Annotated in this window: 13 protein-coding genes and 2 pseudogenes; 4 read left to right on the top strand and 11 right to left on the bottom strand. The window is 69.7% G+C overall.

The window, feature by feature from the left end:
• Positions 1-638 precede the first annotated feature (638 nt).
• On the bottom strand, positions 639-1,640 hold the full coding sequence (locus tag ACFY2A_RS25110) for a ParB N-terminal domain-containing protein (RefSeq protein WP_363920200.1): 1,002 nt from the start codon (positions 1,638-1,640) through the stop codon (positions 639-641).
• 23 nt (positions 1,641-1,663) lie between these two features.
• Entirely contained in the window at positions 1,664-1,930 is a 267-nt protein-coding gene (locus ACFY2A_RS25105; RefSeq protein ID WP_387175053.1) for a hypothetical protein, read from the bottom strand.
• 22 nt (positions 1,931-1,952) lie between these two features.
• Here ACFY2A_RS25105 and ACFY2A_RS25100 point away from each other — a divergent pair.
• The 3 genes and pseudogenes from ACFY2A_RS25100 to ACFY2A_RS25090 form a co-directional block, all read left to right on the top strand.
• Positions 1,953-2,162: pseudogene (locus ACFY2A_RS25100) on the top strand (alpha-hydroxy-acid oxidizing protein); the annotation flags it as partial.
• Between the two features lie 12 nt (positions 2,163-2,174).
• Positions 2,175-2,294, top strand: a pseudogene (locus ACFY2A_RS25095) (alpha-hydroxy-acid oxidizing protein); the annotation flags it as partial.
• Positions 2,295-2,338: 44 nt separating this feature from the next.
• Positions 2,339-2,494 carry a hypothetical protein gene (locus ACFY2A_RS25090; RefSeq protein ID WP_387175051.1) on the top strand — a complete coding sequence of 52 codons (156 nt, stop codon included), beginning with the start codon at positions 2,339-2,341 and terminating at the stop codon, positions 2,492-2,494.
• Between the two features lie 22 nt (positions 2,495-2,516).
• On the opposite strand, the gene ACFY2A_RS25085 is transcribed toward ACFY2A_RS25090, so the two are convergent.
• The 5 genes from ACFY2A_RS25085 to ACFY2A_RS25065 form a co-directional block, all read right to left on the bottom strand.
• The gene (locus ACFY2A_RS25085; protein ID WP_387175049.1) at positions 2,517-12,050 is read right to left on the bottom strand and encodes an amino acid adenylation domain-containing protein; all 9,534 of its coding nucleotides are present in this window, start codon (positions 12,048-12,050) and stop codon (positions 2,517-2,519) included.
• Positions 12,050-12,364 (bottom strand): phosphopantetheine-binding protein, encoded by a 315-nt coding sequence (locus ACFY2A_RS25080; protein ID WP_363920205.1) that lies wholly within the window; start codon positions 12,362-12,364, stop codon positions 12,050-12,052. Before ACFY2A_RS25080 ends, ACFY2A_RS25085 begins: the two co-directional genes overlap by 1 nt.
• Before the next feature lie 49 nt (positions 12,365-12,413).
• Entirely contained in the window at positions 12,414-13,547 is a 1,134-nt protein-coding gene (locus ACFY2A_RS25075) for an acyl-CoA dehydrogenase family protein (RefSeq protein WP_387175047.1), read from the bottom strand.
• 8 nt (positions 13,548-13,555) lie between these two features.
• On the bottom strand, positions 13,556-14,566 hold the full coding sequence (locus ACFY2A_RS25070; protein ID WP_387175045.1) for a ketoacyl-ACP synthase III family protein: 1,011 nt from the start codon (positions 14,564-14,566) through the stop codon (positions 13,556-13,558).
• A gap of 96 nt (positions 14,567-14,662) precedes the next feature.
• Complete coding sequence (locus tag ACFY2A_RS25065) at positions 14,663-14,875, bottom strand: MbtH family protein (RefSeq protein ID WP_387175167.1); 213 nt, start codon at positions 14,873-14,875, stop codon at positions 14,663-14,665.
• A 181-nt stretch (positions 14,876-15,056) separates the two neighbouring features.
• Between ACFY2A_RS25065 and ACFY2A_RS25060 the strand changes: the two genes are divergently transcribed.
• Positions 15,057-15,998 (top strand): TauD/TfdA family dioxygenase, encoded by a 942-nt coding sequence (locus ACFY2A_RS25060; protein ID WP_363920211.1) that lies wholly within the window; start codon positions 15,057-15,059, stop codon positions 15,996-15,998.
• 60 nt (positions 15,999-16,058) lie between these two features.
• Here the strand turns inward: ACFY2A_RS25060 and ACFY2A_RS25055 are convergent, their stop codons facing one another.
• From ACFY2A_RS25055 to ACFY2A_RS25040, 4 genes are all read right to left on the bottom strand, one after another.
• Positions 16,059-17,897: an ABC transporter ATP-binding protein gene (locus ACFY2A_RS25055; protein WP_363920213.1), complete on the bottom strand. Its 1,839-nt coding sequence runs from the start codon at positions 17,895-17,897 to the stop codon at positions 16,059-16,061.
• A gap of 108 nt (positions 17,898-18,005) precedes the next feature.
• On the bottom strand, positions 18,006-18,803 hold the full coding sequence (locus tag ACFY2A_RS25050) for an alpha/beta hydrolase (protein WP_363920215.1): 798 nt from the start codon (positions 18,801-18,803) through the stop codon (positions 18,006-18,008).
• Between the two features lie 9 nt (positions 18,804-18,812).
• On the bottom strand, positions 18,813-20,393 hold the full coding sequence (locus ACFY2A_RS25045) for an MBL fold metallo-hydrolase (protein ID WP_387175165.1): 1,581 nt from the start codon (positions 20,391-20,393) through the stop codon (positions 18,813-18,815).
• A gap of 135 nt (positions 20,394-20,528) precedes the next feature.
• Positions 20,529-21,613, bottom strand: a 1,085-nt coding sequence (locus ACFY2A_RS25040) for an alpha/beta fold hydrolase (protein WP_387175042.1), incomplete at its 5' end; no start/stop codon positions are given.

Raw genomic sequence — 21,613 nt, 5'->3', positions numbered from 1 at the left:
CGACTCGCTTAACTACCCCCCAGGACCATGCACTTCTCCCCCGCGGTCGTCACGCGCTCTGTTTGATTCCATCGCGCACTGGGTAACAAGGATTTAATCGGCCCGAAGATAACATCGACCGAAGACGATCACAACCCCTGTCGGAAGGGCGACAGTGATTCCTAACCGCTCACCCTGGCCTGGAATGCTGCTTTTTGCTGCTCTTCCGGGCGCCGATCCGGCGGAACTGCCGAATTCCGGCAAATAGAACAACCGACTAGCTAGTAACCTACCGGAATCTCCTCGAATTCGCTCGGCGGCTCTGCCAGGACCAGCCCCATGAGACGCCGACCTCAGAGGGCGTTGTGGTACCTCGACTTTATTATTCGCTGACCGTGTCAGCGAAAATCACGAGTGTGTCGTTTTGTCTGCAAACCGACGTACGAGTCGTCGCTGACAGATCCGCAGGCGATGGTGATCGAGCCACTGCTCCCGTAACGGGGAGCACACGGGGTTGGACGGCTGCCGCGCTATCCGCGTCGGCTGGTCGACTGCCGCCATACCGTGCCGGTACTTAGCACGTAAAACATGGTGTCAGGAGCGCGCCGGGGCGAAGCTGGTCCAGGCCCGGAGTAGCCCTCCAGTTACCTCACGCCTTTTCAGGCCGGGCGGGTGGTGCGCTGCTCAAGTTCCTCGGCGATCTGAAGCCACTCGTCGGCACAGGAGCGGGCCACATTGGCGAGGATGTAAGCGCAGTGCGCCGGCACCTTGTGCTCGACCTCGGCCCACTCCTCCGCCCGGATCGCCCGCGAGTGCACCCACCGCAGCACGGTCCGGCCCGATTCGGTGAACCGCAGCGACGGGTCGCTCTGCAGTCCCTGAAGCATGCGCGAGACCGCCTCCCGGACGGCCGGCTTCTCCCGGCGCTGACGCACCTGCGGCAGCGGGTCCTCGCCGCGCTCGAGCCGCAGCCGCACGTCGCGCACCGTCGACGGCGAGACGCCCACCTCGCGGGCGATCTCCCGCAACGAGGCCTCGGGACGCTGCTTGATGAGGGCGTACGCCCGCAACCGACCCACGCTGTTGTCCACTGGGCGCACGCGGCCGTCCCGGCCGGTGCGGGCGGTGACCGACTCCACCTCGGCCTGGTCCTGCATACGGCGGCGGATGTTGCCGACGGTCCGCGCGCCGAGGCCGACCGCCACCGCGATGGCCCGGTCCGACCAGGTCGGCTGCGAGGCGATGATGCGTTCGGTGGCCAGCGCCCGGTCGCCGATGGACAGCGGCAGGCCGTGGGTAGTGTTGGCGGTGACCGCCAACACGAAGGCCTCCTGCTCGCTGCCGTCGAAGAAGCGGACCTCGACCCGGTCGTCGCCACGCAGCTTCGCCGCCCGCAGGCGGTGCATGCCATCGATGACGCGCATGGTCTCGCGGTGCACCACGATCGGCGGCAGCCGATCCTCGATGGACGCGAGCATCTCGATGTGGCCGATGTCCTCGCCTGCGCGCCGCGGTGAGTCCGCCGGCCGTAGCGCGGTCACCGGCAGCCAATGCGAATCGTGGCTGTCGCTGGTTCGCATCGCTTCCCGCTCCGGCACGACATCGTCGTCGAACGCCGAAGCAACCGTCCGAAGCACTGTCCTGTTCATTGTTTCAGCCATGCTGAGCTCCCCCGAGGCACAGTTCAATCCGCCGAGCCGGGTGAATAGTAAGCACGGGGGACAGGGCCTGCGACGGTGTCCGACTGTCCAAGATGAACGATCACCGGCCGTTCATACGGATGCCCTGCGGAAATGATTTGGAAACCTGTGAGCAGTCGGACAAAGGTCGGCCAGACGGATAATGTCCAGTCGCCTTTTGGCCACAACTTCCACAGACGTTGGTGCAGGGCCAGGATGACCTGCACGATCGCGGTGGCGCGGCGAGGGCAGTAGCGCAGTTTGCTCAGCAATCGCCAGGTCCTGGGGGTGGCGATGGTGCGTTCATCGAGCGCACGGATGGGGGTATGGGATCAATTCACCATCATTTCACCGCCTTCTCCCGCGGGACACGTCTCTATCCTGCTCAGGATGCTGCGGGACGTCTCGGCGTGCACCACCCGCTCGACCGTGCTCGGCCGGTCGGTGGAGCTGCCGGTCGCCGCCGCGCCGGTGGCCTGTCAGCAGCTCATCCACCGCGACGGTGAATCGGCCGGCGCCCCGGACGACGCGCGGCAGGCGGTCGAGCACGGCGTCGACGCAATCGTGGTGTCCAACCACGGCGGTCGCCAACTCGACGACGCGGTCGCCAGCATCGACGCGCTCGCCGACATCGTCGAGCCGTCGGCGGCGAGCGCGGCGCGCGGCGGGTCCTGCGGCTGATGCAGGCCGAGCCACACGACGCGACGGGCCTCGCCGAACGCGTCGACGTCGCCGCCGCCCGCCGGCTCCCCACCGTCCGTTCGGCGGCGGGCTGGCGTCCGACCATCGATCTCGTACGGTTGGACACCCCGCCCGCCCGCCGCGGCCTTCGCTGACCGGGTTTGGTGCTCACCCGGCTCAGTCCCGCCGCATCGGCCGCAGCGCCGGCCGTTCCGAGCGCGCGCCGAGGTGACCCACCAGCAGCGCCACGGTCGGCGCATCGAAGAGCACCTGGATGTCCACCTCCACACCGAGCGTGGCCCGGATCCGGGAGATGAGCCGCACCGCGAGCAACGAGTGCCCGCCCAGGTCGAAGAAGCCGTCGTCCAGCCCCACCGAGTCGACGCCGAGGATGTGGGCGAACGCCTCGCACAGCTTCTCCTCGTCCGGTGTTGTCGGTGCCCGCCGGGTCACACCGGCGCCCACCGCGCTCGGGGCGGGCAGCGCGTTGCGGTCGAGTTTGCCGCTGGCGGTCAACGGAATGGCGGTCAGGACGACCACCGAGGCCGGCGCCAGGTGGTCCGGCAGGCGCTGGGCGACGAACTTGCGGACGGAGGAGACCAGCTCGCCGTCCGCGTCGGTGTCGCCGTCGGCCGCCACGATGTAGGCGACAAGCCGTTTGTCGCCGACGTTGTCCTCCCGGGCAATCACCGCCGCCTGCACCACCGCAGGGTGGCTGCGCAACGTGTTCTCGACCTCGCCCGGCTCGATCCGGTAACCACGCACCTTGATCTGGTCGTCGGCCCGGCCGACGATCACCACCTGCCCGTCGGCGGTCCACCGCACCAGGTCGCCGGTCCGGTACATCCGCTCGCCGGTGCCGAAGGGGCAGGCGACGAACCGCTCCGCCGTCAGGTCGGCCCGGCCCACGTAACCGCGCGCCAGTCCGTCACCGGAGACGTACAGCTCGCCGACGACGCCGACCGGCACCGGTGCCAGGCCGCCGTCGAGCACGAAGAACCGGGTGTTCATGATCGCCGTGCCGGCCCGCACCACCTCACCGGTGAGCCCCACCGCGGTCAGTTCGGTGGTGGCCACACCGATGGTGGTCTCGGTCGGACCGTAGTGGTTGAAGACCTTCGTGCCATGCTCCGCGGCCGCCGCCAGCAGTTCGCCCAGCCACGCTGCGGGCGCCGCCTCGCCGCCCAGCACCAGCGACCGGGCCGGCAGGATGCCGTCCATGCCACGGCCGGCCGACAGCGCCATCAGGTGTGACGGGACCGCCTTGACGCAGTCGATCCGGTGCGTCACCAGATAGTCGGCCACCGCGTCCGGGTTCACCACCGCGCCCTCGTCGAGCACGTGCAACTGGCCGCCGGTCATCAGGCTGACGAAGACCACCGTGTTGCCCAGGTCGGTGACCTGCGGCTGGAAGAGCCCGTACCGGGTGCCAGCGCCGGACCAGCCGAGCCGCGCCGATGCGCTGATCACGTAGTTCGCCAGCGATCCGTGCGTCACCGCCACGCCCTTGGGGACGCCGGTCGAGCCGGACGTGTACATCACGTAGGCCAGGTTGCGGCCGTCCACCGGCACGTCGGGCACCGATGCCGGCGCTGCGGCGAGCACGGCCCGCACCATCGGATCGTCGAGCGCCACCAGCCGGACCAGGCCCGCCGGCAGGTCGTCGAGCACGTCCTCGACGCCCATCAGCAACGTCGCCCGGCTGTCGGCCAGCATGAACGAGATCCGCTCCACCGGCAGCGCCGGATCGACCGGCAGGTACGCCGCACCGGCCTTCCAGACGCCGAGGATCGCCCCGATCATCTCCACCCCGCGCGGCAAGCACAGCCCGACCACCGAGTCCACGCCGACACCCTGCTCGCGCAGGTACCACGCCAGGCGATCGGCCCGGGCGTCGAGATCCGCGTAGGTCAGCTCCACGCCGCCGGACACCACTGCGACGGCGTCGGGAGTGGACTCGACGCGATCGCGGAACATCTCGCCGAACGTCGCCGCCGGTACCGCCGCGGTGGTGTCGTTCCAGCCGTGCAGGACCAGCAACCGCTCGGCCGGGTCCAGCACCTCGACCTCATGCAGCCGCAGGTCGGGCGTCGCGGTCACCACGTCGAGCACATGCGCGAACCAGCCGACGATCCGCTCGACGGTCGAGGTGTCGAACAGGTCCGCCGAAGCGGTCACCGCGCCGTACAGCCCGGCCGGGCGGCCGGACGCGTCGAAGGTCTCACCGACCAGCACGTCCAGGTCGAACTTCGCGGCCTGCTTGCCGGCGAACAACGCAGTCGACTCGACGCCGGCGAACTCCGGGGTGTCGTCGGTCGTCCGCCCCGCGGTCATCGGGTTGAGGATCGTGAGGATCACCTGGAAGAGCGGGTGCCGGGCCAGCGACCGGGACGGCGCGAGCTCCTCCACCAGCCGCTCGAACGGGACGTCCTGGTGCGCCAGTGCACCCAGCGTGGCGTCCCGCACCCGGGTCAGCACCTGCCGGAACTCTGGGTCGCCGGTGAGGTCGGTGCGGATCACCAGCGAATTGACAAAGCAACCCACCAGGTGGTTGAGGGCGTCGTCGGTGCGCCCCGCCACGGCCGACCCGATCGGAATGTCGGGACCGGCGCCGAGCCGGGAGAACAACACCGCGAGCGCCGCCTGGAGCACCATGAACGGGGTCGCGCCCTCGGTCCGGGCCAGATCCACCAGACGCTGGTGCACCTCCGCCGGGACATGCACCGGCACGCTGTGCCCGCGGTGACTCGCGACCGCCGGGCGGGGCCGGTCCACCGGCAACGCCAACTCCTCCGGCATGCCGGACAGGGTCTGCCGCCAGTAGTCGGTCTGCTGCGACATCAGGCTGGCCGGATCCTCCGGGTCACCGAGCAGCTCCCGCTGCCAGAGCGCGTAGTCTGCGTACTGCACCGGCAACGGCTCCCACAGTGGCACGTTGCCGTGCTGCCGGGCCGCGTACGCCGCCGACAGGTCCCGGACCAGCGGGCCGATCGACAGCCCGTCGTCGGCAATGTGGTGCAGCACCAGGACGAGCACCCGATCGTCCGGCGCGACCTCGAACAGCCAGGCCCGGATCGGCAGTTCGGCGGACACGTCGAACTCGTACCGCGTCACGCCGACCACCGCGTCGGACAGGTCGGCGACGGCGAGCGCAACGGGCGAGAGGTCGGTGGCCGGCTCGACCACATCGATCGCCAGCGACGGCAGGTCCGCCATCCCGGCGAAGCTCGGGAAGCGCAAATCGGTGTGGGTGCGCTGGTTCGGCACCCGGGTCAGCACCGAGGTGAGACCGGCCGGTTCGATGATCTGCTGATAGGGCTCGCCCATGACGGACGGAAACACCGTGCGCAGCGACTCGTGCCGGACGATCACGTCGAGCAGCGCCTTGTCCAGCGCGGCCTCGTCCAGCGGGCCGCCGAGCCGGATCACCATCGGCATGTTGTAGCTCGGGTTCGAGCCCTGCAACTGGCCGAGGAACCACAGCCGCCGCTGGGCAAACGACAGCGGGATGCGCTGCGGCCGCTCGGTCGCACGCAGCGCCAGCCGGGCGCGGTCCACGTCGCCCACCGCGAGCCAGTGCGCCAGCCCGGCCACCGTCGGCGTCGCGAACAGTTGCCGTAGCGGCACTTCGACGTCGAGCACCACCCGGATCCGCGACACCAGCCGCACAGCGAGCAGAGAGTGCCCGCCGAGCCGGAAGAAGTCGTCGTCGACGCCGACCCGCGTGAGGCCGCAGACCTCGGCGAACATCGAGCAGAGAAGTTCCTCCCGTACGGTCGCCGGGCCGCGTCCGGACCCGGCGTCGTCCGGGTACGCGGGTGCGGGCATCGAGTGTCGGTCGAGTTTGCCGCTGGGGGTCAGGGGCAGCCGGTCCAGGATGACCAGCGCCGCGGGGACCATGTAGCCGGGCAGTCGCTGCGCCAGGTACTGGAGCAACTCGCCGTCGGTGAGCTCGGAGACAGCGTAGGCGACGAGTTGCTTGTTGCCGGGGGTGTCCTCACGGACGATGACCGCGGCCTCGGCCACCTGCGGGTGGGCGCCGAGCAGTGCCTGGACCTCGCCGGGCTCGACCCGGAACCCGCGGATCTTCACCTGCTCGTCCGCGCGCCCCAGGAACGCCAACTGCCCGTCAGCCGTCCACATCACCACGTCGCCGGTGCGGTACATCCGCTCGCCCGACCCGAACGGGCACGCCACGAACCGCTGCGCCGTCAGCCCCGTCCGCTGGATATAGCCGCGGCCAAGGCTCGAGCCGGCCACGTAGAGCTCACCGGCCACCCCCACCGGAGACGGAGAGAGAGTGCTGTCCAAGACGTAGGCGCGAGTATTGCGGATCGGGGTACCGATCACCGGCTCGTCGCCCGACGCCAGCGGCTGCGAAGTCGCCGCCGCCACAGTGGTCTCGGTCGGACCGTAGCCATTGAAGAACGCCCGACCCGCCGACCAACCACGAACCAACTCCGGACCCAGCGCCTCACCCGACGAGATCAACGCCGTCACCGACGCCAGATCCGTAGACTCCAGCCGCGCCAGCACCGCCGGCGGCAGACACGCGTACGTGACCTGATGCCGCTCCACCACTTCCGCCAGACCCGCGCCCGGCAACAACTCGTCCGCCGACGCGACCACAAGAGTCGCACCCGAACACAACGAATTGACGACCTCCCAGGTCGCCGAGTCGAACCCGATCGACGCGAACTGCAACACCCGATGCCCCGGCCCCGCACCCATCCGCTGCTGGAACGCCGCCGCCAGATTCACCACACCGCCGTGCGTCAGCGCCACACCTTTCGGCACACCGGTCGACCCCGACGTGTAGATCACATAGGCGAGGCCACCCGAGGACACCTCCACCGACGTCTCCGGCCCACTCACCACCGCCGGATCGTCCAAACGGACCGTCGCCACACCCGGCACCTCGACACCCGAGGTCACCAACAGACTCGCCCCACTGTCGGCGACCATGAACTCGATCCGCTCCATCGGGTAACGCGGATCCACCGGCAGATACGCCCCACCCGCCTTCCACACACCCAGCACCGCGACCACAAAATCGACACCACGCTCCAACAGCAACGCCACCACCGAGTCCGCGCCCACCCCACGACCACGCAGACAACCCGCCAGCCGACTCGCCCGAGCGTCCAACTCCGCATACGTCAACTCGACGCCATCACCCACCACCGCAACCGCATCCGGCGCCCGCTGCACATGAGCCTCGAACAACCCATGCGCGTTCATGGCCGTCTCCGGCTCAGCCGGCACATTCCACTCAACCAGCAAGCGGTTCAACTGGGCCGAATCGAGGACGTCGACCAAGTGCAGCGGCGTGGCCGGCCGGTCGTCCACCGCGGTGAGCACGGTCGCGAGTGCAGTGTTCAGGAGCCGGCCCACCTCGTCAGGGTCGATCGGCGCGATCGCCTGCACCCGCAGGCTCAGCCCGCCGCCGCCGAAGTCGTCCGCGGCCACCGCCAGCGGGTAGTTGGTGCGGTCGTGGACGCGCACGGTGCGTACGCCCTCGACCGCCCGGTCCCAGATGTCCTCGCCGTCGCGGTCCCGGTCCTCGTGCTCGATGAAGCGGTAGTTGAACAGCGACGTGAACAGCGGCGTGTTCTCGCCGACGCCGCTGGCCTGCTGCGCGGTGGCGAGCGGCGCGTGCTCATGCTCGACCAGCGCGGCCAACTGGGCGCGCATGCCCTCGATCGCGGCCCGCACGCCGAGGCGGCCAGTCTGCACCCGCACCGGAAGCGTGTTGATGAACGGACCGACCACCCGGTCCGCGCCGAAGCCGGCGGTCATCCGCCCGGACAGCACCGTGCCGAACACGACGTCGTCGCGGCCGGACAGCGCCGCCACGACCCGGCCCCAGGCGACGTGCAGGACCGTCGCCGCGCTGACGCCGAGCCGCCGGGACACGTCGCGCAGCCGGTCGACGACGTCGTCCGGCACCGCCACCACCCCGGTCACGGGGTCCGGGCCGTCGCCGCGGACGTCCATCAGGCCGTACGGGGCGGTCGGCTCCTCGACGTCGCCGAGCAACCCGGCAAAGAACCGTTCGTGTTCCGCCTGCGGGATGCTGCGGGCCCGGGCGACGAAGTCCCGGAACGGCAGCGTCGGCGGGAGTTGGTCGCCGCGCCCGGCCAGGATCTCCCGCAGCTCGCGCATGAGCACCTCGGTGCCCTGCTGGTCCTGCACGATGTGGTGCATGCGCAGGTACGCCAGCCAGCAGCCGCCGCTGGACTCGGTGAGATGCAGGTCCATCAGCGGGGGCCGGCGCAGGTCCATGGCTGGGCCGGCCAGCTCGACCAGCCGCCCGGCCGGATCGGGGTGGTCGGCGTCCAGCACATGGGTGACCACCGGCAGGGTGGCCGTCCGGCGCACGACCTGCACGGGCTCGGGCAGCCCGTCCCACACCACCGCGGTGCGGTAGACGTCGTGCCGGTCCACCAGGTGCTGGAGGGCGTCCACGAGCCGGTCGAGCACCGGGCGCGACGTGAACTCGAGCATCCAAGCCGTGATGTACGGGTCGTCGCCGCCCGCGGCCAGCAGGTGGTGGAAGAGCAGGCCTTCCTGCACCGGCGCCAGCGGATAGACATGCGCCACGTCGCCGCCGACGGCGGCCACCGCCCGCTGGAGGTCAGCTTCGGACAGGCCGAGGAGGAGATCGGCCGGTACGGCCACCGGCTCGGCCGACGCGGCCCGGGCCAGCCCGGCCGGGGTCGGCGCCTCGAACAGGGCCCGGATGGTCAGCTCCACGCCGAGCCTGGTGCGGACCTGCGAGAGCAGCTCGACGGCCAGCAGCGAATGTCCGCCGAGTCGGAAGAAGTCGTCGTCCACGCCGACCCGGTCGCGGCCGAGGACCCGCGCGAAGACCTCGCACAGGACGGCCTCGCGCTCGTCGGCCGGCGCTCGGTCGGCGTCCAAGCCGGTCACCTGGGCGGGTGCGGGCATCGAGTGTCGGTCGAGTTTGCCGCTGGGGGTCAGGGGCAGCCGGTCCAGGATGACCAGCGCCGCGGGGACCATGTAGCCGGGCAGTCGCTGCGCCAGGTACTGGAGCAACTCGCCGTCGGTGAGCTCGGAGACAGCGTAGGCGACGAGTTGCTTGTTGCCGGGGGTGTCCTCACGGACGATGACCGCGGCCTCGGCCACCTGCGGGTGGGCGCCGAGCAGTGCCTGGACCTCGCCGGGCTCGACCCGGAACCCGCGGATCTTCACCTGCTCGTCCGCGCGCCCCAGGAACGCCAACTGCCCGTCAGCCGTCCACATCACCACGTCGCCGGTGCGGTACATCCGCTCGCCCGACCCGAACGGGCACGCCACGAACCGCTGCGCCGTCAGCCCCGTCCGCTGGATATAGCCGCGGCCAAGGCTCGAGCCGGCCACGTAGAGCTCACCGGCCACCCCCACCGGAGACGGAGAGAGAGTGCTGTCCAAGACGTAGGCGCGAGTATTGCGGATCGGGGTACCGATCACCGGCTCGTCGCCCGACGCCAGCGGCTGCGAAGTCGCCGCCGCCACAGTGGTCTCGGTCGGACCGTAGCCATTGAAGAACGCCCGACCCGCCGACCAACCACGAACCAACTCCGGACCCAGCGCCTCACCCGACGAGATCAACGCCGTCACCGACGCCAGATCCGTAGACTCCAGCCGCGCCAGCACCGCCGGCGGCAGACACGCGTACGTGACCTGATGCCGCTCCACCACTTCCGCCAGACCCGCGCCCGGCAACAACTCGTCCGCCGACGCGACCACAAGAGTCGCACCCGAACACAACGAATTGACGACCTCCCAGGTCGCCGAGTCGAACCCGATCGACGCGAACTGCAACACCCGATGCCCCGGCCCCGCACCCATCCGCTGCTGGAACGCCGCCGCCAGATTCACCACACCGCCGTGCGTCAGCGCCACACCTTTCGGCACACCGGTCGACCCCGACGTGTAGATCACATAGGCGAGGCCACCCGAGGACACCTCCACCGACGTCTCCGGCCCACTCACCACCGCCGGATCGTCCAAACGGACCGTCGCCACACCCGGCACCTCGACACCCGAGGTCACCAACAGACTCGCCCCACTGTCGGCGACCATGAACTCGATCCGCTCCATCGGGTAACGCGGATCCACCGGCAGATACGCCCCACCCGCCTTCCACACACCCAGCACCGCGACCACAAAATCGACACCACGCTCCAACAGCAACGCCACCACCGAGTCCGCGCCCACCCCACGACCACGCAGACAACCCGCCAGCCGACTCGCCCGAGCGTCCAACTCCGCATACGTCAACTCGACGCCATCACCCACCACCGCAACCGCATCCGGCGCCCGCTGCACATGAGCCTCGAACAACCCATGCGCGTTCATGGCCGTCTCCGGCTCAGCCGGCACATTCCACTCAACCAGCACCCGCCGGCGTTCGTCCTCGGTCAGGAGGCTCGTGCTGCTGACCGGCTCGCCGGGCGCCGCGTCGGTCAACGACTGCAACGCGGCGGCGAACCGGTGGGAGAGCAGCTCGGCGTCGGCTTCTGCGTACCGGTCGCCGTTGACCTCGGCCTCGACGTGCAGCTCGGCCACTCCGGGCCGGTCGTAGACGTTGACCCGCAGGTCGTGGACCGGGCCTGAGCACAGGGTCCGGATCGTGACGGTGCAGTCGCCGAACCGGCTCGGGTAGTCGAACGACATGACGTTGACGCTCAGCTGGAACAGCGGGGCGGTGTCGACGGCATTGCGGTCACGGAGCATGTCCTCGTAGCGGTATCGCTGGTGGCGCAACGCGGCCAGCACGGTCCGGGAGGTGCGGGCCACGAATCCGGCACGGGACTCCCCCGGGTCGATCCGGAGCCGCACCGGCATCACGTTCGCGGCCATGCCCAGGGTGGCGAACTCGCGGGCGGTCTCCCGGCCCAGGGTGGGGACGCCGAGCACGATGTCGCGCTCCCCGGTGAGGCGGAACTGGTGCAGGGCGCCGGCGGCGATGGCCAGCCCGCCGATGCTGGTGCCGAGCCCGGCCGCGGCGGCGCGCAGGCCGGCCGCCACCGGTCCGCCGATCAGGTGCCGGTGCCGCGCCACCGTGCCCGGCAGCCACCGGCGCCGGCCGGCCGGGAGGGCGCTGTTCGGGAGATCCATCAGCTCGCCGGACCAGAACTCGCGGTCGCGGGCAGGCCGGCTGGACTCCCGGTACTCGCGGTCGGCGTCGATCAGCACCGAGAACGGTTCGGTGCCGCCGGCCGGGGACAGCCCGGCCAGGGCGTCGTACGCGTCGGCCACCGCGGTGGCGAACAGGGCGAGGCTGTACCCGTCGACGATGAGGTGGTGCAGCCGCTGGTACCAGAGGAACCGCTGCGGACCGAGCACGAACAGGACGTGGCTGCACAGCGGGGCGTCGAGCAATTCCATCCGCTGCCGGACATCGGCGCGCATCGCGGCCTCGGCGGCCGCTCGCGGGTCGGGTTCGGCGCTGAGGTCGACAAGCACCGGGTCGACGACGTCGCCGACGTACTGCCGGGGAACGCCGTCTACCAGCCGGATCCGCAGCCGGCATGCCTCGGCGCCGGTCACCGCGTGGCGCAGGGCCGCGATGAAGGCGGCCACGTCCAGGTCGCCGCGGATGTCGGCGTACTCGGCGACGTTGAACGCGACGTTGTCCGGTTCGAGTTGCTGGGCGTTCCAGACACCCCACTGACCGCTCGTCAACTCGCGCAGCTCACCCATCACCGGTCCCCAAGCCCACTCGTGTCGTGCGTGTCCAGATATGCGCGCCCGGCCCGGTCCAGGTCCGTTGCGGACGCCCCCAGGCCCCGCAGGTTGCCCGCCAGCGCGGCGATGGTGCGGCTCTCCAGCACCGCCAGGTAGGGCACCTCGTGGCCGAAGATGCTCCGCAGCCGGTGCGCGATCTTCATGGCCACCAGCGAATGGCCGCCGAGCGCGTAGAAATCGTCGTGCACGTCGATCGGCCGACGCCGCAGCGCGGTTTCCCAGCAGTGCACGAGCACCGCCTCCAGAACGTCGTTTTCCGGTTTGGCCATCGGAGCAGCCTTTCGATGCAAGCGGCGGTGGATGTGCGTACGAGGGCGGTCAGAGCCCGAGCTCGCGGGCGATGATCTGGCGCTGGATGTCGGACGTGCCGGAGAAGATCGTTCCGCCGACCGCGTCCCGCAGCGCGGCCTCGAAGCCGTGCTGGGTCAGATAGCCGCGACCGGCGAGCACCTGGACGGCGTCGGTGGCGCCGGCGACGGCGGCCTCGGAGACGGCCAGCTTCGACAGCGCGGACGGCAGCGCGCCGGGCTCGTCGCGGTCGAGCAGCCAGCAGGCGCGGTACAGCAGCAGCCGGCTGCTCTCCAGGCGGAGCTTCATCTCCACGATGCGGTTGGTCACCGACTGGAACTCGGTCAGCTTCCGCCCGAACTGGCTGCGCTGCTGGACGTGCTCGATGACCTGCTCGACGAGCCGTTCCTGGAGTCCGACGTAGAGCGCGAACAGGCACGTGCGCTCCCAGCGCATCGACTCCTGGAACACGACCGAGCCCTGGCCGCGTTCGCCGAGCACCTGGTCTCCGGGCACGAAGCAGTCGGTGAACGTGACCTGGCCGGCCGGGCACGACTTCATGCCGAGCTTGCCGAACGGCTCGCCCACTCCGATCCCGGCGGTACGGCGCTCGACCGCGAACGCGGTCACCGCGAAGTGCCCGGCCGCCGGGTCGGTGGTGGCGTAGGTGACGAGCACGTCGGCGAGGGGCCCGTTGCTGACGAAGCTCTTCACACCGTTCAGCAGGTAGCCGCCGTCGACCGGGGTGGCCGTGGTGGCCAGCCTCGCGACGTCCGAGCCGGCGTCCGGCTCGGTCATCGCGTTGGCGGCGACGGTACGCCCCGCGCACATGTCCGGCAGCAGCCGCTCCTTCAGCGGGGCGTCGCCGAATTCCGCGATCGGCATCGCGCACGCGAAGAGGTGGGCGGCGGCGGCGAAGACCAGGCCGGTGTCGGGGCAGCCGCGGCCGAACGCCTCGAACAGCAGCGCGGTATCGAGAGCGCCGTGACCGCCGCCGCCGAACTTGGGTTCGACGCTCGCGCCGAGCAGCCCGAGCTCGCCCAGCGCCCGCCAGTCCGCGGGTGCGATCCCCGGCGCGCCGCTCTCCGGCGCGAACCGCTGCCGGGCCGCGGCGAGGGCGGTGTCGTACCGCGCTCGTTGCTCGGGTGTCCAGCCGAACTCCATGAAGCCTCCTAAAACACCCGCATGACGGCGCCGGCGATGTTGACGCCGGGCCCGACACCGAGCAACAGCACGTGGTCGCCGGGCCCGATCGCCCCACCGGCCAGCAAATGGTCGACGGCGATGACGTGGTCGGCCGCGCCGGCGTGGCCCACCGTGCTGCCGAACTCCCACGTGGTGTCGTCGAGCTTGATGCCCAGCGGTCCGAGCCGGTCCTCGACGACCTCGCGGCCGGCATGGTTGAACAGCACCCGGGCCACCTGCCGCAGGTCGACGCCGGCCTCGTCGAGCAACCGGTCGACCAGCCCGATGAACTGCTGCACGAACTCCAGCCCGCTGCCCGGCCCGAGGCCGCCTGATGCGGCGAACTCGGCGAACCGCGCGTCGAAGTCCGGTGCGCGCCCGGTGCTCGCGTCGGCCGGATGCAGCGGCGTGGCGCCGCGGTGCATGCCCTCCAGGCCGGACAGCGTCACCGAGCCGACTGACAGCACCTCGGCGATGCCGTGTTCCCGGCTCAGCACCAGCGCCCCGGCGCCGTCGGCCATCACCAGGCCGGGGTTGCACCGCCAGCGATCCAGCGTCGGCGAGCCGAAGTTGTCGGCGGCCACGACCAGCGCGTGCCGGCCGGCCGTAGCGGTGCGCAGGGCGGCGTCGGTCAGCGCGAGCGCACCGAACATGCCGTTACAGCCCTGCCGGATGCCGGCGGCGAACACGTGCCCGGCCGCCAGGTGCCGTTGGAGGTACGAGTGCGGGAGCCAGCCCTCCGGACCGGAGTGGTAGACGTCGACGTAGAGGAGATGGCTGAGCGACGCGGCCGGCGCGCTCGCGTGCTCGAGCGCGGCGCGGGACGCCTGAAGCGCCAGGTCGACGGCGGGCACGTCGCCGGCCACCGCGATGCTCACGAAGCCGGACGACTCGGCATCCTCCGCGTCGTACCACCCGGCGGCGACGGCGTCGGCGACCGCGACCCGGTCCGGCACGCATGCGCCTATCCCATTGACGAACAATCCCCGCGTCCGCATGGCCGGAACACTATCTTCGAGTCCCCCGGAAACCGAGTGCGGCGCTAAACACCGAAGGGGCCGGGAATCTTCCCCGGCCCCTTCCACAACTCGCTGCTAGTTGTTTTCCATCGCAGCAATAAGGCTCTTGGGCCGCAGATCGGTCCACGACTTTTCGATGTAGTCCAGACACTCCTGGCGTCCAGCCTCGCCGAAAACCACGTTCCATCCGGCCGGCACGTCGATGAACTTGGGCCAGAGCGAGTGCTGGCCCTCGTCGTTGACCAGGACCAGATACGAAGCGTCGGGATCCTCGAACGGATTCACCACCGTACCCGCCTTTCCATCTTTGATCCGCAGACGCCGCGTCTGCGCCGTCATACTCCCCCGACGGGTTCGCCGTGCGCCACACCGCGCAACCGACGCTTCGCCGCAGTTGGACACCCATTCTGGACAGCCGCCGGACCGCGGGAGACTGGCCGGAATTCGGCAGTTCGAATGGGAGGACTAGATGGACGACACCATAGCGGTGGACCGGTCCTGGAGACCACACGAGATCGGCACCGCATTCGCCGGCACGAGGGATCTGGCGGGCTGGCTCGACGACCTGGGCCCGACCCGGCTCGCCGAGCTGCTGGTCGACCGGAAGGCGCTGGTGTTCCGGGACTTCGACGTCACACCGGAGTCCATCGACGCGGTCTTCGACCGGCTCGTCCCGAACCGTCTCCCCTACGTCCACGGCAACTCGCCGCGTACCCGGGTGGGACGCAACCTCTACACCTCGACCGAGTACCCGCAGCAGTTCACCATCTCGATGCACAACGAACTCAGCTACGCCCACCGGTGGCCGGCTCGACTCGCGTTCTTCTGCGAGAAGGCGGCTGAGAGCGGCGGGGCGACGCCGGTGCTGGACGGCGCGCTGTGGCTCGGCTCGCTCGACGCCGAGGTCCGCGAGGCGTTCGCCGGCGGCGTCCGCTACGTGCAGAACCTGCATGACGGGTTCGGCTTCGGGAAGAGCTGGCAGCAGACCTTCGAGACTGAGGACCGGGCCGCGGTCGAGGAGTTCCTCGGCCGGTCCGAGGCCGAATGGGAGTGGGGCCCGGACGGGCTGCGCATCACGCAGCACCGCGCCGCTGTCACGACGCACCCGGTCACCGGCGCCACGGTCTGGTTCAACCAGGCCGACCAGTGGCATCCGGCCGGGCTCGGCGACAAGGCGTCCGCCGACATGTACGCGATCCTCGAGCCGGGCGAGTTCCCGCAGCACGTGACGTTCGCCGACGGCAGCCCGATCCCGGACGCGTACGTGGAGCATATCCAGCGCCGCGCGCTCGACAACGCCGTCGACGTGGACTGGCGGGCCGGCGACGTCCTGCTCATCGACAACGTGCTCACCGCGCACGGCCGGCGGCCGTTCGAGGGCACCCGCCGGGTCCTCGTCGCGATGGCCTGACACCGAGAGCGAAGCGGCCCCGTGGAGGCATCCACGGGACCGTTTCGCTCTGGTGGGGTGTCAGTCGGCCGCCGCCACCGGCTCGTTCTGATGGGCGAACTGGATCCGGTACAGGTCCGCATACAGTCCGCCGCTGGCCAGCAGTTCGTCGTGTGTTCCGCGCTGGCTGATCTGGCCGGCGTCGACCACCAGAATCTGGTCGGCCTGCCGGATCGTCGACAGCCGGTGCGCGATCACGATGGACGTGCGGCCGGCCAGCGCGGTGGCGAGCGCCCGTTGAACCGCCGCCTCCGACTCCGAGTCCAGGTGCGCGGTGGCCTCGTCGAGCACCACCACCGGCGGCGATTTGAGGAGCAGCCGGGCCAGCGCGATCCGCTGCTTCTCCCCGCCGGACAGCCGGTAGCCCCGCTCGCCGACCATCGTGTTGAGGCCGTCCGGAAGCGTCGAGATGACGTCCCACACCCGGGCCGCGTCGCAGGCCTCAATCAGCTCTCGCTCCGTCGCGTCCGGACGGGCGTACAGCAGATTGGCTCTTAGGCTCTCGTGGAACAGGTGCGGGTCCTGGGTGACCACGCCGATGTTCGCGGCCAGTGAGCGCAGGCTGATGTCGCGGATGTCCTCGCCGCCGACGCGCACCGTGCCGGACACCGGCTCGTAGAGCCGGGAGACCAGGTTGGTGAGCGTCGTCTTGCCGGCCCCGGACGGGCCGACCAGCGCGGTCAGCTTGCCACCAGGAGCGCGGAAGCTGACATCGCGCAGGATCCACGCGTCGGTCGGCGGCTTCGGCGGCGCGACCGGCAAGGGTGACACGGGCGGTGCGAACTCGGGCGGCTCGAACTCGGATCGTGGCGGCATCGACTCCAGCGAGGCGAGCGACACGTCCTCCGCCTTCGGGAAGCGGAACGAGACGTTGTCGAACTCGATGTCCGGCGCCCCGCCCGCGGACACGTCGGCGACCGGCAGGGCACGCGCGCCGGGCCGGTCCACGATCAGCGGCTTGTGGTCCAGGACCTCGAAGATCCGGTCGAAGCTGACCAGCGCCACCACGGACTGGCTGTAGATGTTGGAGAGTTGGTTGATCGGCCCGAACAGGCGCTGCAGCAGCGTCGCGAGGGCCACCAGGGTCCCCACCTCGATTGCGCCGTTGATGGCCAGCCCGCCGCCGAACCCGTACACCAGCGCGAGGGTGATGGCGGTGAGCACGGTGACGATCGCCGCCATCGACTGGCCCCAGACGGTCGTCACGACCGCGATGTCCCGCACGTCGGCGGCCCGGCCGGCGAACGTTTTCGCGTCCCGGTCCGGTTCGCCGTAGAGCTTCGAGAGCATGGCGCCGGACACGTTGAACCGTTCGTTCATCAGCGTCGCCATCTCGGCGTCGTTCTCCATCTGCCGCCGGGTGAGCCGCTGCATCCGCCGCCCGACCGTCTTGGCCGGCAGCATGAACAACGGAATCATCACCAGGACGGCGAGGGTGATCTGCCAGGACAGCACGAACATCGTGGCGATCACCAGGACGAGCGTCAGCACGGTGGAGGTCACCTGGGACAGCAGGGTGGTGACCGCCGCCTGGGCACCGATCACATCCGTGTTGAGCCGGCTGACCAGCGCGCCGGTCTGGGTCCGCAGGAAGAACGCCAGCGGCTGCCGCTGGACGTGCGCGAACACCTCGGTGCGCAGGTCGTAGAGCAGCCCCTGGCCGACCCGGCCGGACAGCCAGGCCTGGATGAACATCGTCCCGGCGTCCACCACGGCGAGCCCCACGAAGAGCAGGGCCAGCGTCGTGACGACAGACAGTTCCCCGGGGATGATGCCGTCGTCGATGATGTATTTGAGAATCAGCGGGGTCAGCGCGGTGATGGCCGCGTGCACCGCCGTCATCAGAAGCAGTAGCACCACCAGAAAGCGATAGCGCTTCAGGTATCGGAAGCCCCGCTTGAATGTGCCGGGGCGAACCCTGTCGCCTCTCTTGGACACGTAATCCATCCTTTGATTCGTGCGGAGCGACTAGTACTTGTCGAGAAACTCGATGATCGCCGCGTTCACCTCGTCCGGGCGTTCCAGATGGCCAAGGTGGCCGCACTGGGGAATCTCCACATAGTCACTGTTCGGGATTGCCTCAGCGACCTCGGCGCCGAGATGCGGTGGCGCGATGAGGTCGTCGGAGAATGCGATGACCCGGCACGGGGCGGTGACGGCGCGCAGCATGGCGCGCCGGTCGGTGGACAGGTCGACGAAGGTCTGGCCGGCCGCGCCGGTCTCGCCGGCCAGTTCCAGCACCTCCAGCCACGACGACACGACCGCGTCGTCGTTCAGGGTCGCCGGCGACAGCATCTGCAACGCCGTGGTCACGGCGGCGTAGCTCCGCGGGAGCTTGAGGCCGCTCTCCTGCAATGCTCGCTCGGCGGCCATCTGGGCGCTCCGGAGGACGTCCGGCCGGCTGCGCGTGGCCACCAGCACCGCGCTGCGCACCAGCCCGGGCCACTTGACCGCGAGTTCCTGGGCGATCATCGCGCCGAGCGAGTAGCCGACGATCCGGCAGGGGCCGAGACCCAGTGCCTCGATGAGACCCCGCGTGTCGCCCACCATCTGGTTCAGCGTGTACCGGCCCTCGGGCGCGTCGGTGGGCGGGATGCCACGGTTGTTGAACGTGATCGTGTGGTATCCCGCCCGGTGCAGCGCCGGCGTCTGGTAGGTCGACCAGACGTGCCCGGCCGCGCCCGATCCCATGATCATCAGGACGTTCTCGCCGGATCCGGACCGCTGGTAGGCGATCCGGATGCCGTTGGCGGTCAGTTGCGGCATGGCGGTCGGCTACCAGACCCACTCGCGCTTGTTGAACAGGTGCTCGGCGGAGATGCCGTGGTCCTTGCACCAGGTGAGGAACTCGTCGATCTGCTGGAGCTGGTACGAGTCGGCGTTGTACGACGTCGCCATCACGTGCCCCTGCCAGCTTTCCTCGCCCATCGCGTAGATGTAGGCCTCGTCGGCGCCCAGTTCCTGCAGGATCGCCGCCGCCTGAGCCGCGTTGGAGCCGGACAGCTTGCGCGAGTCGCTCATCTTCTTCGTCACCGGGCGGGTCAGCAGACCCTGGTACAGCCAGGTGAGGGGCGCGCCGTCGCACTCCATGCCGAGGAACGCGAGGTCGATCTTGCCGAGGTGCTCGCGTACGTACCGGTAGAGGACCGGGTCGATGCCGGACGAGTCGGCGCCGATGTAGACGGACGCGCCGGCGATCTGCACCCAGTACGTCGACTTCGCGCGGATGTCAAGATCGGCGTGCTCGCCGAGGAACGGCGTGGCCACCAGCCGCCCGCCGGGCAGCGGCACCTCGTCGAAGTCGTCGACCTCGATGACGTTGAAGCCGGCGTGCCGCAGGTACAACGCGATCGACGGGTCGGCCAGGTTGCCCCGGGAGGACTTCGGCACCACCACCGCGTCCACCCGCGGGCGCAGCATCATCAGGGTCTCCAGCACGATGTGGTCCTGGTGCCCGTGCGTGATGACCACGTAGTCGATGTGGTCCGGCAGGTCGTCCAGCGTGTACCGGTCGCCGTGCCGGTTGTCGGTGCTGATGAACGGGTCGGTGACGATGCACGCCTCCGGCGTCTGCAGGACGAGGCAGGCGTGCCCGAAGTAGCGGATCCGGCCGCCGCGCTCGATGTGCCGGTCGGGCGCCAGGCTCGGCGCCGGCGCGAGCAGCCGGTCCAACTGCACCGCCTGCGCGTCGTTCAGCTCGAGCGCCTCGCGCAGCTTCGCCAGCGTCGTCGGCTGCGTGCGCGCCCGGAAGTACTCGTCGAGGCCCGGATGCGTAAAGCTGTGCGGAAGGTCGATGACGTCCGGACCCGGCAGCCGCGGGGTACTCAGGATGAACGGGCGCTCGACGCCGGTGTCGAGGGACAACTGCACCGACTGACGGCGTACGTCGTATATCGGGCTTCGATACGTCAGCGGCTCGATGTAGTGCATCGACGCCTGGTTGCTGGTGTCGTAGGCCAGCTCCACGAGCCCGTTCAGAGCAGCCGGCAGCTTGGGATAGAACGGGGTGAGGTCGAAGCCGGTCGCGCCCTGCCGCAGCAGCTCCTCGGCGTCGGCGATCGCGGCCGCGAAGTTCAGCATGTCGGCCCGGTCGCGCTTGATGATGTCGAGAAGCTCGGCGATCTCGGTGCTGCGCTCCTCTTCGATGTTGACGAAGTATCCGCCCCGCAGCTCCGGGTTGACGCTGGCCGCCACATGCACCTTCGGGGCGTGGAGGTACGACTCCAGCAGCGGAACCTGAACGTTTGCGAGATTCATCGAGGCCTGGACCGGGGCGACTATGTAAAGCCACGCATAGAACCGATCGACCAAAGGCTCAATTATCGCATTCGAGCGTAGAAACCTCGGCTCATTCATGTCGCCCATCCGCTTTCCCTCCGCAGGAAACACCTAGTCGTCGCGCCGCACCCATTTCAGCGCAGCCGAACAGGCCCGTCAATGTTGCTCTAATTCAGTGGCGTACAACCGGCGCGCCCGCGCAGTTGAACACCGTCAGGCGGTGCGCGCCAACCACGCCTCGGTGGCCGCCCAGACCTGGCCCAGCGTCTCGGGCAGGACCAGGTCGGAGTGGTCGCAGTCCACGATGACCTCGGTGATCGAGCCGCGCACGTAGGGCTCCCATTGGAGCCGGCCGAACCCGCTGTCGCGGGAATTGTTCGCCACGAAGATCAACAGATCCTGACCGAACACCCGATGCTCGTGCCGGTCGCGTATCTGCCGGTTGTTCAGCGCCGCCCGGACGACCGGCCGCAATGTCTCGTCCGGCATATCACGGAAAAGTGCCGCGGTCTCCCCCCGTACGCGCGCAGCCATCTCGTCGATCTCGGTTTCCGGGTCCCGCTCGGGAAGTTCCTCGGCCTCCGGGGCACCGGGGTAGGTGTCCATGATCACGAGGGCGACCTGCTCGCCTGCGGCTTCCAGTTGGACGGCGATCTCGTGCGCGGCGGCCCCGCCGAAGGAGAAACCGAGCAGGTGGTAGGGGCCGGCCGGTTGCAGCTGGCGGATCTGTTCGATGTATCCGGCGGCCATCTCCTCGATAGAGCCGAACAGCGCGCCCGTTCCGTCGAGGCCGCGCGGTTGCAGGCCGTACAGCGGAATGTCGTCCGGGACGAACCGCGCCAGTGGCATGTAGCACCAGCTGAGGCCGCCGCCCGGATGGATGCAGAAGAGCGGCGGCCGGGTTCCCTGGGTGCGGATCGGTAGGAGCATGCTGAGCGAGTTCCGCAGCGACGAGAGGCTCATCTGAGCGATGAGGCCGGCCACCGTCGGAGCGCTGAACACGTCCCGCGCGGAGACCTTCACACCGCGCGCCTTCAGCCGCGCGATGAGCGTGACCACCATCAGCGAGTGGCCGCCGAGCGTGAAGAAGTTGTCCTCCAGGCCGACCTCGGGGACGCCGAGCACGTCGGCGAACACGTCGCAGAGGACGAACTCGAGCGCGGTGGTGCGGCTGACCTTCCGGGTCACCGGCGCCGCCTCCGGCTCCGGCGCCGGCAACGCCTGCCGGTCGAGTTTGCCGGTGGCGGTCAGTGGTAGCCGGTCGAGCGTGACCACCACGGAGGGCACCATGTACTCAG

The sequence above is a fragment of the Micromonospora sp. NPDC000442 genome (genome assembly GCF_042898635.1).
In the GTDB taxonomy this organism is placed as follows: Bacteria; Actinomycetota; Actinomycetes; order Mycobacteriales; family Micromonosporaceae; genus Micromonospora.
The sequence above is the reverse complement of the archived record's forward strand: the minus strand, read 5'-3'. Positions and strand labels throughout refer to the sequence as shown.